General features: G+C 33.4%; 13 protein-coding genes and 1 tRNA gene. 4 read left to right on the top strand and 10 right to left on the bottom strand.

Translation table 11 applies throughout. From position 1 onward, the window contains the following. Nucleotides 1–6: 6 nt before the first annotated feature. The 7 genes from P2W65_RS25330 to hisS all read right to left on the bottom strand — a co-directional run bounded on the left by P2W65_RS25330 (nt 7) and on the right by hisS (nt 7,643). Nucleotides 7–1,170 carry a sigma-54-dependent transcriptional regulator gene (locus P2W65_RS25330; RefSeq protein WP_179002388.1) on the bottom strand — a complete coding sequence of 388 codons (1,164 nt, stop codon included), beginning with the start codon at nt 1,168–1,170 and terminating at the stop codon, nt 7–9. A gap of 97 nt (nt 1,171–1,267) precedes the next feature. Continuing rightward, nucleotides 1,268–2,584 carry an ABC transporter permease gene (locus P2W65_RS25335; protein ID WP_179002389.1) on the bottom strand — a complete coding sequence of 439 codons (1,317 nt, stop codon included), beginning with the start codon at nt 2,582–2,584 and terminating at the stop codon, nt 1,268–1,270. Nucleotides 2,585–2,662: 78 nt separating this feature from the next. Beyond that, entirely contained in the window at nt 2,663–3,592 is a 930-nt protein-coding gene (locus tag P2W65_RS25340; RefSeq protein WP_289662578.1) for an ABC transporter ATP-binding protein, read from the bottom strand. Nucleotides 3,593–3,753: 161 nt separating this feature from the next. Continuing rightward, complete coding sequence (dnaJ, locus tag P2W65_RS25345; protein WP_179002391.1) at nt 3,754–4,863, bottom strand: molecular chaperone DnaJ; 1,110 nt, start codon at nt 4,861–4,863, stop codon at nt 3,754–3,756. 94 nt (nt 4,864–4,957) lie between these two features. Beyond that, nucleotides 4,958–5,536: a nucleotide exchange factor GrpE gene (locus tag P2W65_RS25350; RefSeq protein ID WP_179002392.1), complete on the bottom strand. Its 579-nt coding sequence runs from the start codon at nt 5,534–5,536 to the stop codon at nt 4,958–4,960. A 489-nt stretch (nt 5,537–6,025) separates the two neighbouring features. After that, a tRNA-Trp gene (locus P2W65_RS25355) sits at nt 6,026–6,096 on the bottom strand. Nucleotides 6,097–6,215: 119 nt separating this feature from the next. After that, the gene (gene hisS, locus P2W65_RS25360) at nt 6,216–7,643 is read right to left on the bottom strand and encodes a histidine--tRNA ligase (RefSeq protein ID WP_289662579.1); all 1,428 of its coding nucleotides are present in this window, start codon (nt 7,641–7,643) and stop codon (nt 6,216–6,218) included. Between the two features lie 183 nt (nt 7,644–7,826). On the opposite strand from hisS, the gene P2W65_RS25365 reads away from it, so the two are divergent. Continuing rightward, nucleotides 7,827–9,071 carry an ABC transporter permease gene (locus tag P2W65_RS25365; protein WP_289662580.1) on the top strand — a complete coding sequence of 415 codons (1,245 nt, stop codon included), beginning with the start codon at nt 7,827–7,829 and terminating at the stop codon, nt 9,069–9,071. Nucleotides 9,072–9,260: 189 nt separating this feature from the next. Here the strand turns inward: P2W65_RS25365 and prmC are convergent, their stop codons facing one another. Further along, nucleotides 9,261–10,127, bottom strand: a complete 867-nt coding sequence (prmC, locus tag P2W65_RS25370) for a peptide chain release factor N(5)-glutamine methyltransferase (RefSeq protein WP_289662582.1) — start codon at nt 10,125–10,127, stop codon at nt 9,261–9,263. A gap of 88 nt (nt 10,128–10,215) precedes the next feature. Continuing rightward, nucleotides 10,216–10,701, bottom strand: coding sequence for a GNAT family N-acetyltransferase (locus P2W65_RS25375; RefSeq protein WP_289662584.1), 486 nt, complete (start codon nt 10,699–10,701; stop codon nt 10,216–10,218). 131 nt (nt 10,702–10,832) lie between these two features. On the opposite strand from P2W65_RS25375, the gene ribD reads away from it, so the two are divergent. The 3 genes from ribD to P2W65_RS25390 all read left to right on the top strand — a co-directional run bounded on the left by ribD (nt 10,833) and on the right by P2W65_RS25390 (nt 13,316). After that, nucleotides 10,833–11,882, top strand: a complete 1,050-nt coding sequence (gene ribD, locus P2W65_RS25380) for a bifunctional diaminohydroxyphosphoribosylaminopyrimidine deaminase/5-amino-6-(5-phosphoribosylamino)uracil reductase RibD (RefSeq protein WP_289662585.1) — start codon at nt 10,833–10,835, stop codon at nt 11,880–11,882. Next, a complete protein-coding gene (locus P2W65_RS25385; RefSeq protein WP_289662586.1) occupies nt 11,875–12,477 on the top strand; it encodes an HAD family hydrolase in 603 nt (200 codons plus the stop codon). The genes ribD and P2W65_RS25385 overlap by 8 nt, the downstream gene beginning before the upstream one ends. Nucleotides 12,478–12,683: 206 nt before the next feature. Then, entirely contained in the window at nt 12,684–13,316 is a 633-nt protein-coding gene (locus tag P2W65_RS25390; RefSeq protein WP_289662588.1) for an IMPACT family protein, read from the top strand. A 24-nt stretch (nt 13,317–13,340) separates the two neighbouring features. On the opposite strand, the gene P2W65_RS25395 is transcribed toward P2W65_RS25390, so the two are convergent. Continuing rightward, nucleotides 13,341–13,754, bottom strand: a complete 414-nt coding sequence (locus P2W65_RS25395; RefSeq protein WP_091492281.1) for an acyl-CoA thioesterase — start codon at nt 13,752–13,754, stop codon at nt 13,341–13,343. Nucleotides 13,755–13,941 lie beyond the last annotated feature (187 nt).

Below are 13,941 nucleotides of genomic sequence, written 5' to 3' on the forward strand. Positions count from 1 at the left end.
AAACCATCATTTGCTTGCGAACATTTTCACATCACTTTCAGAGATTTCGCTTCCTCCTAAAATGATTAATCTTTCTACTACATTTCGCAGTTCACGAATATTTCCTGTCCAATCGTATTCCTGTAATAATTGTATGGCTTGCGCCGAAAATCCTTTTACAGCGTTTCCTTGCTCTGAAGCAATCTTCTCTGCAAAATGCTTAATTAAGGCTGGAATATCATCACGTCTTTCATTCAATGGCGGTACTTTAATTAAAATTACAGCCAGACGATGGTATAAATCTTCACGGAAACGACCTTCGGCAATTTCTGTTTTCAAATCTTTATTAGTTGCCGCAACAACGCGAACGTCCACTTTAATATCTTTATCTGCACCAACTCTTGTAATCATACTTTCTTGAAGTGCTCTTAAAACTTTGGCTTGTGCCGAAAGACTCATGTCTCCAATCTCATCCAAGAAAATAGTTCCTTTGTCTGCTGCTTCAAATTTTCCTGCACGATCTTTCACTGCCGATGTAAAAGCACCTTTTACATGTCCGAACAATTCACTTTCGATCAATTCACTTGGAATCGCCGCACAGTTTACTTCGATTAAAGGAAAACTAGAACGCTCACTTTTTTCGTGTAATTGATGTGCTACTAATTCTTTTCCTGTTCCGTTTGGGCCTGTAATTAAAACTCGGGCTTCGGTTGGAGCTACTTTATCAATCATTACTTTAATGTGATTGATAGATTCACTTTCTCCGATCATTTCGTAATTCTTACTGACTTTTTTCTTTAGAATTTTATTTTCAACAACTAATTGTTTTTTGTCTAAAGCATTACGCACTGTATTCAGCAAACGATTTAAATCTGGTGGTTTCGAGATATAATCAAAAGCTCCTAAACGCATGGTTTGAATAGCCGTTTCCATATCTCCGTGGCCTGAAATCATAACCATCGGAATTTCTGGTTTTATTTTTTTTACTTCTTCTAAAACCTCAACACCATCCATTTTTGGCATTTTGATATCACACAAAACCAAATCGTAATCGTTGTTTTTTATTTTTTCAAGTCCAGCAACACCATCTTCGGCTTCATCAACCTGATACGAATCATTTTCTTCTGATAAAATTTTTACCAAAACTCTTCTGATTGCAGCTTCGTCTTCGACAATTAGTATTTTACTCATTCTTTTTTAAGATACTAAGATGCTAAGATTCTGAGATTCTGAGTTTTTTTGCTAAAATCTTAGCATCTCAGAATCTTAGAAACTTAGAATCTCTAAGTTAATATTTAAGCCATTTATACAATTCCTTCCAACTTGGTTTTTTACCATACATTAAAATACCTACACGGTAAATTTTTGCTGCAAACCAAACGACAAGGAAAAAGGTTGCAAACAATAATGATACCGAAATTGCAATTTGCCACCACGGCACGCCAAACGGAATACGCATTAACATTACAATTGGCGAAGTAAGCGGAATCATAGAAAAGATAACTGCGATACTTCCGTGCGGATCGTTTACCACTGTAAAGAATCCAATATATACACTTAAAATTAATGGCATTATGATTGGCAGTAAAAATTGCTGTGAATCGGTTTGATTGTCGACTGCAGCTCCAATTGCAGCATAAAATGAACTGTACAAGAAATAACCTCCAATAAAATAAACTACAAATCCAATTAAAATACTTGCGATTGGCAGATTCCACATTTCAGCAATATACATTTGCGCGGATCCTGATAATTGATGCTGCGCTGACTGCATCATTTCTGGCGAAATTCTTGCCGTTGGTCCAACATTAACACCAAAAAATGCAGAAGCAGCAAACATTAATCCCAGACCGATAATCGCCCAAATCATAAATTGTAAAATTCCCGCCAATGATGTTCCCACAATTTTCCCAATCATTAACTGAAATGGTTTTACTGATGAAATAATGATTTCGATAATGCGATTTGTTTTCTCTTCTATTACACTTCGCATGACCATATTTCCGTAGATGATAATAAACATCATAATCAAATAACCAAAAGCACCACCGATACCAATTTTAATTTCATTCAAACCTTTTAAGCTCTCTTCTCCAGAAGCTTTAACCAAATGAATATTTACTTTTGACTGTGCTTTCTGAATTGCCAAAGTGTCTAGTTTTGCTTCTTCCAGATTTAGTTTTGTGATTTTTTCGCCAATAATATCCTGCGTGCTTTCAATAAAAGAAATACTTGGACTGTTATTAGAAATAAATTCAATTTTACTTTCTAAGTCATTAACATTAGCTGTTTTTGGAATCACAATTAAACCGCTGAAATTTTCTTTTGTAATACTGTCTTTTAAAGCTTTTACTTCAATTTCAGATAAATTATAGTATTTAAATTCCGCTCCTTTTTTATTTTCCTTTAAAAAATCTGAGACAAAAATTCCGGTTTCATCATGAATAGCAATTCGTTTGGTTTCCGCTTTCATTGAACTCAAATAACCAATAAATACCGCAATCGCCACAAATAAAAGCGGACTCAAAAAAGTCATGACAACAAAAGATTTATTGCGGACTTTGGCAATAAATTCTCTTTTTATAATTAATGAAATAATACTCATTTCTTGATTTTAGATTTTAGATTGTTGACTTTAGATTTTTAAATTTCAGGATTAATTCTGAAATCTAAAATCTGAAATCTAAACTTTATTTTCAGTAACTGTTTGAATAAAAATATCGTTTATACTTGGAATTTTCTCTACGAAATGTGTTACTTGTCCACGCTGTGTCAAAACATTTAGTAATTCATTTGGTGCGGCATTTCCAATTTCGATATTCAATTTCAAATCATCATTCAACGATTTAAAATTAGCAGGCGAAACCGTAAATTTTTGTGTAATATCATACATTAGGCCTTCAACATTATTGGTCAAAATTCCTACTTCAAAACTATTGGTTCTAAATTGGCGTTTTACATCTGCCACTTTACCTTCAATCAATTTATTTGATTTATGAATTAAAGCTATATGCTCACACATTTCCTCAACACTTTCCATTCTGTGAGTCGAAAAAATAATGGTCGAACCTTGTTCTTTCAAAGCTAAAATTTCATCTTTAATAATATTAGCATTTACAGGATCAAAACCTGAAAAAGGTTCATCTAAAATCAGCAGTTTTGGTTTATGTAAAACACAAACGACAAACTGGATTTTCTGCGCCATTCCTTTAGAAAGTTCTTGAATTTTCTTATTCCACCAGCCTTGAATTCCTAAACGATCAAACCAATAATCCAATTGTTTTTTGGCTTCGGCTTTAGAGAGTCCTTTCATTTGCGCCAAGTACAAACACTGCTCTCCTACTTTCATCGAACTATACAAACCTCTTTCTTCTGGAAGATAACCAATAGTTTGAACGTGTTTTGGATGCAATTTTTCTCCATCCAAAATTACTTCGCCACTGTCTGGCAACGTAATTTGATTAATGATTCTGATAAGGGAAGTTTTTCCAGCTCCATTAGGACCTAAAAGTCCATATATACTGCCTTTGGGCACATTTAATGAAACTTCGTTAAGCGCTACATAATCGCCGTATTGTTTTACGACCTTATGTACTTCAAGTAAGTTACTCATGCTATTTTGTTGATTTACTGCGTTGCTTTGCCAATTCTGGTTCAGCGACTGTAAAAGTAAATAATTCGAAATGAATTTGTGTCATATTAAACAAAAAACCCATTCTAATTTGTACTTAGAATGGGTTTTAAATGTATTTAGACTTTTAAAAAAAGTATAGATTATGAGAACATATCTTTTACTTTTTCAAAGAATGATTTCTCAGATTTCTCTGGACTTGGAGCAAAATGCTCGTTGTTTAAAGCATTTTCAAAGAATTGTTTTTGTTCTTTGTTCAATGTTTTTGGTGTCCAAACATTTACGTGAACCAATAAATCTCCGCTTCCGTAACCGTTTAAACTTGGAATTCCTTTTCCTTTTAATCTTAAGATTTTTCCAGACTGAATTCCTTCTTCCAGTTTGATACGAACTTTTCCGTTGATCGCTTCAATATCTTTTGAAGCTCCTAAAACTGCTTCTGGGAAACTGATGTATAAATCAAAATGAACGTTTTCACCTTCACGCTTCAAGAATTCATGCTCAATTTCTTCAATCGCCACAATTAAATCTCCAGGAATGCTATTTCCAGGCGCATCATTACCTTTGTTAGCAACTTTTAACTGCATTCCGTCAACAACTCCAGCAGGAATTTTGATTGATACTGTTTCATCTTCCTGAACCATTCCCTGTCCATCTGCTTCAGAAGGTTTTTTATCTAAGATCTGACCAGAACCACCACAAGTAGGACAAGTTGACGCAGATTGCATTCTTCCTAAAATGGTATTGGTTACACGCATAACCTGACCTTGACCGTTACAAGTTGTACAAGTTTTATAGGTTACGCCTTTAGCCTGAACTTTACGTTTTACTTTTACTTTTTTCTCCACTCCATTTGCAATTTCTTCTAAAGTTAATTTTACTTTAATTCGAAGATTGCTTCCTTTTGCACGACGAGGACCTCCGCCTCCGCCTCCGAAACCGCCAAATCCGCCACCAAAAATATCACCAAACTGGCTGAAAATGTCATCCATGTTCATCCCGCCGTGACCACCGCCAAATCCGCCAGAACCATCAAATGCTTGATGACCGTATTGATCGTATTTCGCTTTTTTCTGTGGATCACTTAAAACTTCATAAGCTTCTGCCGCTAATTTGAAGTTTTCTTCTGCCTCTTTGTCGCCTGGGTTTTTATCAGGGTGGTATTTAAGTGCACTTTTTCTGTACGCTTTTTTAATTTCGGCAGCATCAGCATTTTTTGAAATGCCTAGTATTTCGTAAAAATCTTTTTTCATAATTAGGTTTAAATTGCTACGCCAGTCGCTAGCGCTCTAGTCCAAATTTTAAAATTCCAAAACCTAAAACGGATTCGAAATTTTTATTTGCATTTTAGTTTCCAACTACAACTTTAGGGAAACGAATGATTTTGTCTCCTAATTTGTATCCTTTTTCAATTACATCAACAATTTTACCTTTTAATTTGTCAGACGGAGCTGGAATTTGGGTAATTGCTTCAGCAACATCAGCATTAAATGCATCGCCTGCCTGTATTTCAACTTGCTCTAATCCTTTAGAAACTAAAGTGCTTTTTAATTTTTCGTGAATTAATTCAACACCTTTCTTCAAATTCTCATCATCAGATTTGTTGATTTCTACAGCTGCTCTATCAAAATCATCTAAAACTGGAAGCATCGCCAATAAAACTTCTTGGTTTGCTGTTTTAAATAATTCAAGACGCTCTTTTGAAGTTCTTTTTTTGTAATTTTCAAATTCGGCGAATAATCTCAAAAACTTATCTTTTTCTTTAGCCAAGTCTTGAGCTAATTGCTCTTCAACACTTAATTCTTCAACAATTAACTGCTCTCCGTTGGCATTTTTTTCTAACGTTACATCGTCTAATTCCTGATCGAATTCTGTATTTTCCGTAGTCATATTACTTTTATTTTTAAAAATATTTTTAAACTTCATTTTTATTTCTTTGGTGTTAGATTGCAAAAGTACTGCCAAATCTTATAAAATGTCAAATTGTCACTTTATTAATTATGAGACTTTTAAAAAGCGAAAATAGTCAAATAAAATTTAGTATAATTTTAAGACTATTACGTTATAGTTTGTTTTATCTTTGATTGAGAAAAACAAAAATTTTTACCACCAAAATTGAATTTAAGGGTTGGCTTTGGCCTCAAAATAATTATTAATTCAAATTTACCTTATATTAAAAAAAGCTTCGCCTATAGAGACGAAGCTTTTTTTTATATTTTCCTCATCTTTAAATCTATTAATGGAATGACAAAACCTGAATAGCAAAAAAATTAACGAAAAGAACGCAAGTTTTTTTACTCTCAAATTTTTATAAAAATCAAAAAGTTCGCAAAGCTTTGTATGGATAGCTTTGCGAACTTTTTTAAAATTATTCTTAGATAAAAATCTTGCGTTCTTTGCGATAAAAAACAATTGCACGGGCGGAGGGATTCGAACCCCCATCAACGGTTTTGGAGACCGCTATTCTACCCTTGAACTACGCCCGTAACTTGAGGTCGCAAATTAAAAGTATTTTTTCTTCTCTGGCAACTATTTCTGAGAGAGATTTCAAAAGAAAATCCTTTAAATACGCGACTTAAACAGCAAAAACCTTTGTTTCAAACAGTTATCCCAATAAAGCATTTTTCAATCCTTCGAAATCTACAGAAACCTGTTCTCCCGTTACTAAATTTTTAAGGGCATAAGAATTGGAAGCAATTTCCTGATCGCCCACAATTACTGCAAACGGAATCAAACGTTTATCGGCGTACTGAAACTGTTTTCCCACTTTTACGTTATCTGGATACAATTCTACTTTTATATTTTCTTGTCTTAATTTCTGAATTGCTTTTGAAGCGTACAGAGCTTCTTTGTCTCCAAAATTTAAAAATATTGCTTTTGAAGTCGCCGCAACTGTTTCAGGAAACAGGTTTAATTCTTCCAAAACCAAATAAATTCTATCCAAACCAAAAGAGATTCCAACACCACTCATATTTTTCAAACCAAAAATACCAGTCAAATCGTCGTATCTTCCACCTCCGCCAATAGAACCAATGGAAACGGTTTTAGGCGCTGCCACTTCAAAAATAGCTCCAGTATAGTAATTTAATCCACGCGCTAATGTCACATCTAAGTCTAAAACTGCAGTTGACAAGCTTAAATCGGCAACATTGTCACAAATAAATTTCAATTCTTCCACACCTTTCATTCCTTCTTCTGATGAAGACAATAATTCTGAAAGCTGGTTGATTTTATCAGCGAAAGTTCCAGAAAAACTAAAAAGTGGTTGCACTTTAACCAAAGCTTCTTCAGAAATTCCTTTTTCGATCATTTCTTTTTTAACGCCGTCTTCTCCAATTTTATCCAATTTATCAAGAGCAACGGTAAAATCAATCAATTTATCTGAAGCGCCAATTACTTCAGCAATTCCAGATAATATTTTTCTGTTATTGATTTTAATGGTTACACCTTCTAATCCTAAAGCCGTAAAAACTGTATCGTATAATTGAACCAATTCTACTTCCTGCCAAAGTGACTTAGAACCCACAACATCGGCATCACATTGAAAAAATTCTCTGTAACGGCCTTTCTGCGGGCGATCTGCTCTCCAAACCGGTTGAATTTGATATCTTTTGAAAGGAAACTCAATTTCATTTTGGTGCTGCACCACATATCTTGCAAATGGCACAGTTAAATCATAACGTAAGGCTTTTTCAGAAATTCTTCCTGTGAATTTATTCAACTCAATTCTTTGCTCTAAACTGATTGTTTCTGCTGAATTTATTTGAAGTACTTCTAAAGATTCCGGTAGTTCAATTTTATTTTTATTGAAGAAAAAATTACCTGAATTCAAGATTTTAAAAATCAAACGATCTCCTTCTTCACCATATTTTCCCATCAAAGTATCTGAATTTTCAAACGAAGGAGTTTCTATTGGCTGAAAACCAAATTTTTCAAAATTAGCTTTTATCGTCTGAATAATATATTGACGTTTTGACACCTCTGCAGGCGAAAAATCTCTTGTCCCTTGTGGAATACTTGGTTTTGAAGCCATCTTCTTTTTTTATTTTAGATTTCTGATTTTAGATTTTAGATTCCTTGAAATCTTAAAACTAAAACACTTTGACATTATTTCTTTTAACTTAAATTGCCTGCAAATATCTCACTTTTTAAAATAAATAATAGCACATCGAAAGCAAACTTGTAACAAAAAACGTATTTTCGTGACAAATTGGTCATGATGCTAAAATTATTTAAAGAAAATATCCGAATTGCGTTTGGTTCCATCAAAACGCAATTACTGCGTACTATTCTTACCGTTTTAATTATTGCTATTGGTATTACCGCTTTGGTTGGAATCCTGACAGTTGTTTCTGCATTGGAAAACACCATTTCAACCAATTTTGCTTCAATGGGAGCTAACACTTTCAATATTAACCAATACGAAAACAATGTTCGTAATCGTGGCGGAAACGAACGTGAAGTTATCAATCCAATTATCTCTTATCCCGAAGCGGTTGCATTCAAGAACAAATACAAGTATCCTTTTACAGAAACTTCACTTTCCTTTACGGCAACTTCAAAAGCTGAAGTAAAATATTTAGATACCAAAACAGATCCTGAAATCAAAGTAGTTGGCGTTGATGAGCATTTTATTGCTAATTCTGGTTTAGAAACTACTTTGGGGCGTTCTTTTAATCAATTTGATATTGAAAACAACACCTATTCTTGTGTCGTAGGTTCCGATTTCGAAAAAGGACTTTTGAAGGATGTGAATCCGATAGATAAAATTATTTCGATTCGTGGCGCACGTTTTAAAGTTATTGGTGTTTTAAAAGAAAAAGGTTCCACTTTTGGAAACAGTCAGGATTTACGTGTTTTAATTCCAATTCAGGTGGCAAGATCTTTATTTACCGCACCAAATATCAATTATACTGTCAGTGTAATGGTTTCAAAAAAAGAACTTTTAGACGAAGCAGTTGATAATGCCACAAGCACGATGAGAAGAGTTCGAAAACTGAGTCCAGTGCGTGACAACAATTTTGGTATTGGACGAAGTGATGATTTAATTAACCGCATATTAGGAATCACAAAATATTTAGGATGGGCGGCATGGATTATCTCCGTTATTACCATTTTAGGATCTTCAATCGCTTTAATGAATATTATGATTGTTTCGGTTACTGAACGTACTCGTGAAATTGGTGTCCGTAAAGCTTTAGGAGCCAAAAGATCAACTGTGGCTTTTCAGTTTTTTATAGAAACATTATTAATTGGACAAATTGGCGGATTAGTTGGGATTTTCCTTGGAATCCTTCTTGGCTTCGGAATAGCCACTGCCATGAGTTTTGTCTTTGTAATTCCGTGGATGGCCATTTTTGCCGCTTTTGCAACTAGTTTTTGTGTGGCGCTAGTTTCTGGATTATATCCCGCTATAAAGGCATCGAAGCTAGATCCGATTGAAGCGTTGCGTTACGAATAATTGTTTGAAGCAGCAATAATCGGTTCAAAAGAACCACTTGTCCCGCTATCCGTTGCAATCTTTTGTATTGAACCCCAATACAAAAGGATTTTCACTGCTATCGGGGCTAGATTAGATCTTTCATTTTTCCAATAATTTTCTTTTGCTAATATCTATTATAAACTAAAAACAATACCGCTTAAATAATACCTACAAGGTTTTAGAAACCTTGCAGGAAATCATGCGATCGTTGTCGTAAATATCTTTTCTGATCTCCACACTTTTAAAATTCATACTTTCTAACAAATCAACCATTTCTTTTCCGAGATATTGATTGATTTCAAAATATAGTTTACCTGTCCCAAAAAGAGCTTTTTTTGCCAGAGAAGCAATTTTTCTGTAAAAAATCAAAGCATCAGTATCTTCTACAAAAAGCGCTAAATGTGGTTCGTAATCCAATACATTTTTCTTGATTTCTACTTTTTCCAAATTTCGCACATATGGCGGATTCGAAACAATAATATCAAATTCACATCTTAATTCTTCTTCTTTCAAAATATCAGCCAATACAAAAGTCACATCTACATTATTTCTAATAGCATTTCTTTTAGCCGTTTCAATTGCTTTTTTAGAAACATCAATTGCTACAACTTCTGCATTTGGTAAATTTTTAGCCAAAGAAATGGCAATACAGCCACTTCCTGTTCCAATGTCCAAAATTTTTATTTTTTTAGATCTTTCCGGATTTGCATTTTCATTAATAATCCATTCCACCAATTCCTCAGTTTCTGGTCTTGGGATTAAGACGTTTTCGTTTACTTCGAAATCTAAACCGTAAAAATGTGTTTTTCCTAATAGATATTGAATTGGAACTTCTTTCTTTAAATGCTTTAAGATTTCATCCCAAATAATAAAATCATTCTCTTCAAATGTCAGTTCATGATTTAAAGCCAAATCGATCTGTCGAAGTTTATGTTTTTCTTCCAGAATTAAATAAAAAAAACTTTCCGCTTCGTACGCATCGTAAAAAGGCGATAATTCTTTAATAAATTGAGTGCGGTATTGTTTAATTTTCATTTTATTTTTTTGAACATCCATTATGCAGCTACAGCTGATTTTTTAACTTTTAAATAAGTCTCGTTCATTAAGATTTGTTACATCTTTTTTACAAAACCTTCAACATCCATACCGGGCAAGAATTATGCCCAGTGGAACCTAACGGAGCATCTAAATATTCAAAACCAGATTTTTTATATAATTTTTGTGCCGCATGCATAAAAGGCATCGTTTCGATATAACATTTTTCAAAACCAAAATCCCTGGCTTGTTCCAAACATTTTTCCATCATTTTAGTTCCAATTCCTAAACCTCGTGTTTTTGGAAGAAAATACATTTTCTGCAACTCACAAATTTTAGGATCGCCATTTTCCAAAGGCGCAACTCCGGCACAACCCACAATTTCACCATCACTTTCAACCACAAAATACGCAGATTTTGCTTTACTATATTCTTCAAACATCAAATCCAGATAAGGATCTTCGTACGCAGTTCCGACTTTTGGTATTTCCATTTCGTCAAAAACTGATCTAATTAAACTCGCAACTGACTGATTGTCTTCTTTTTCAATTGCTCGTATAAGCCAATTTACCATTTTTTTTATTCTAAATCATTATACATACAAAAGTAATTATAGTTTTTCGATACTATTATAACTGACTGTATTGTTTCACAACTTAAGTGTTTTCAGTTAGGGATAAATTCAAAAATAACTACTTTTGCACTGTGAATATACATGAAAAATACATAAAACGCTGTATAGAGCTAGCACAAAATGGGCTTGGAACAACGTATCCAAATCCCATGGTTGGAAGCGTAATTGTTTACGAAGGTAAAATTATTGGCGAAGGCTGGCATAAAAAAGCAGGAGAACCACATGCGGAAGTAAATGCAGTAAAATCTGTAAAAGACAAATCGCTGTTAAAAAAAGCTACTATTTATGTAAGCTTAGAACCTTGCAGTCATTTTGGAAAAACACCTCCCTGCTGTGATTTGATTATCGCAAATGAAATTCCGAATGTAGTCGTTGGAACAGTCGACCCAAATGAAAAAGTAGCTGGAAAAGGCATTTTAAAACTAATTGAAGCTGGAGCAAACGTTACCGTTGGCGTTTTGGAAAAAGAATGCAACGAATTGAATAAACGTTTTTTTACCTTTCATCAAAAGAAAAGACCTTATATCATTTTAAAATGGGCAGAAAGTCAAGACGGATTTTTGTCTCCTGAAAAAGTTTCAAATCAAGATCGAAAACCAATTTGGATTACGAATCAATATTCCCGCCAATTAGTTCATAAATGGAGAACTGAGGAACAGGCTATATTAGCCGGAACACAAACTGTTATAGACGACAATCCTAAATTAAATGCCAGAGACTGGAGTGGAAACAATCCTGTTCGAGTAATTATTGATCGAAATAATAGAATTGAAAATAACAGTTTTGTTTTGGATGACTCGGCCAAAACTATTGTTTTTGTGAGTGAGAATATAAAATCATCAACTGAAAACACTCAATTTGAAATAATAGATTTTAATAAAAATATTATGCCGCAGATTTTAGAAGTTTTGTATCAAAATCAAATTCAATCGATAATAATTGAAGGCGGCAGGCAAACTTTACAAGCTTTTATTGATGAAAATCTCTGGGACGAAGCTAGAGTTTTTGTTGGAAAAACGAGTTTTTCAAACGGAACAAAAGCGCCAATTATTTCAAAAAAGAACAGTCTAAAAACCACTATTTTAAGCGACGAACTAATACAAATTAGAAATCATGATTGATACCATAATTTTTGACTTTGGAGATATTTTTATCAATTTAGATAAACAAGCTACCATTTCTGGTTTGCAAAAACTAGGAATGAAAGAATGGAATACTGACTTTGACCAATTAAACTTTTCATTTGAAGTTGGAGGTATCTCGCCAGAAGATTTTATTGGCGGTTTTCAAAAGCAATTACCAAATGCTTCAAAAGAAGAAATTCTAAAAGCATGGAATGCTGTATTGGCAGACTTTCCTTTTTATCGTCTGGAGTTTCTTCAGGAATTATCCAAAAAATATCGTCTGTTCTTATTAAGTAATACCGACTCTATTCACATCAATACTTTCGAACAAAAAAGCGGTGTTTCTTTCTATAAAGATTTTTATGCTTGTTTTGAGAAAGTATACTTTTCATTTGAAATGGGATTAAGAAAACCTGACCCTAAAATTTATCAGGTTCTTTTAGACAATCACAACCTAATTCCAGAAAACACTCTGTTTGTAGACGATAAAAAAGAAAATACAGACAGCGCCGCCACTTTAGGAATTAAAGTTTGGAATCTGCAAGTTGGTAAAGAAGATGTTGTAGATTTATTTAGCAAAGGATTATTATAAAAAAATATTTTAGCCACTTCCGATAGCTATCGGGATATGCTGATTAAAAAGGATTCAAAAATATGTTGCCACGAATTCCACAAATTTCCACTAATTAAACTGGTTTAAAAATTAAAACTAAAATTCGCGGAAATTTGTGTAATTCGTGGCAAGAAAAATCTTTTAAATCCATTAAATCTGTGGCCAAAAAATTAAAAGCTTAACATTTGGAAATCAACGATACTTATCAAACTATTGCAACTGCATCTGAAGAAATACTGTTTAAGGAAAAAGGCAGTAAATTCTTTGGCTATGCATTTCCGATAGACCATGAAGATGAAGTAAAACCTATTATTGAGGATCTTAAAAAGCAACATCCACATGCCGTACATTATTGTTATGCGTATCAACTAGGTATTGGAAATAAAATCTCTTATCGCGCCAATGACGATGGAGAACCAAGTAATACAGCCGGCGCACCAATTTATGGCCAGATACAATCTTTTGGATTAACAAACGTTCTTGTTGTAGTAGTTCGGATTTTTGGAGGTGTAAAATTAGGAGTTGGTGGTTTGATTGCAGCTTACAGAACTACAGCACAACAGACATTAGAAGTTTGCGAAATTGTTGAAAAAACTATTGATGTCGAATTTTTAATTTCTTTTGATTACAAAAACATGAATAAAGTGATGCGAGTAATCAAAGAAAAAAAACTGGAAATTACCTCTCAGGAAATGGAAATGGATGAAGATTCAGGACTGCCGATTGGTAAAATTGTAACCAAAACACGAAAAAAAAATGCTGAAACGGTGTTCAGCATTTTTGATTTAATGTTCGAAATTGATATTAAAATTATATAAATTAACACAAAAACAAACGTCATTTTAACACTTTTCTTCAAGTGATTTGAATATGTCTAAAATGTATTCCGGAGGGGCAGTTGGACGACCTGTTTTTAACGCGACAAATACCAAAATAAACGTTGCCGTTGTTAATAACTCATTTGACTCATTATAGATTGCGCAGTCAAATTCAATCTTAACCGAAGAGTGACTTTTGAAAGTCGTATGAATTGTTAAAAGTTCATCATATCTTGCCGATTTTTTGTAATTGATATTCATGTTAACAATTGGAAGACCAATACCGCTTTCTTCCATGCTTTTATACGAAACCCCTTTATTTCTAAGCCATTCCACGCGTCCAATTTCAAAATAAGGCACATAATTTCCGTGATAAACGACCCCCATTTGGTCGGTTTCTGAGTAACGAACTCGTACTTGAGTCTGATGATTTTTCATTTATAAAATATTAAAAAAATTCGAATTTAAAAAGCCCTATTACAACTTTTTTTTATAAAATTAGATACCAAAATATTTTTTTTTACAGAAATTTGTTCACATATTTGTTATCCCGAAATAAGGAATAAAATCGCTCCTTTTTTATTAGGAGAATCTTTATCAATAATATAAAAATTTATTTGAATCT

The organism is Flavobacterium panacagri (genome assembly GCF_030378165.1).
Classification (GTDB): Bacteria; Bacteroidota; Bacteroidia; order Flavobacteriales; family Flavobacteriaceae; genus Flavobacterium; species Flavobacterium panacagri.

Excerpts from the sequence above, each read along its gene's own strand:
- P2W65_RS25330 (WP_179002388.1), bottom strand. The coding sequence starts at position 1,170 with ATGAGTAAAATACTAATTGTCGAAGACGAAGCTGCAATCAGAAGAGTT.
- P2W65_RS25335 (WP_179002389.1), bottom strand. The coding sequence starts at position 2,584 with ATGAGTATTATTTCATTAATTATAAAAAGAGAATTTATTGCCAAAGTC.
- P2W65_RS25340 (WP_289662578.1), bottom strand. The coding sequence starts at position 3,592 with ATGAGTAACTTACTTGAAGTACATAAGGTCGTAAAACAATACGGCGAT.
- dnaJ (WP_179002391.1), bottom strand. The coding sequence starts at position 4,863 with ATGAAAAAAGATTTTTACGAAATACTAGGCATTTCAAAAAATGCTGAT.
- P2W65_RS25350 (WP_179002392.1), bottom strand. The coding sequence starts at position 5,536 with ATGAAGTTTAAAAATATTTTTAAAAATAAAAGTAATATGACTACGGAA.
- hisS (WP_289662579.1), bottom strand. The coding sequence starts at position 7,643 with ATGGCTTCAAAACCAAGTATTCCACAAGGGACAAGAGATTTTTCGCCT.
- P2W65_RS25365 (WP_289662580.1), top strand. The coding sequence starts at position 7,827 with ATGATGCTAAAATTATTTAAAGAAAATATCCGAATTGCGTTTGGTTCC.
- prmC (WP_289662582.1), bottom strand. The coding sequence starts at position 10,127 with ATGAAAATTAAACAATACCGCACTCAATTTATTAAAGAATTATCGCCT.
- P2W65_RS25375 (WP_289662584.1), bottom strand. The coding sequence starts at position 10,701 with ATGGTAAATTGGCTTATACGAGCAATTGAAAAAGAAGACAATCAGTCA.
- P2W65_RS25385 (WP_289662586.1), top strand. The coding sequence starts at position 11,875 with ATGATTGATACCATAATTTTTGACTTTGGAGATATTTTTATCAATTTA.
- P2W65_RS25395 (WP_091492281.1), bottom strand. The coding sequence starts at position 13,754 with ATGAAAAATCATCAGACTCAAGTACGAGTTCGTTACTCAGAAACCGAC.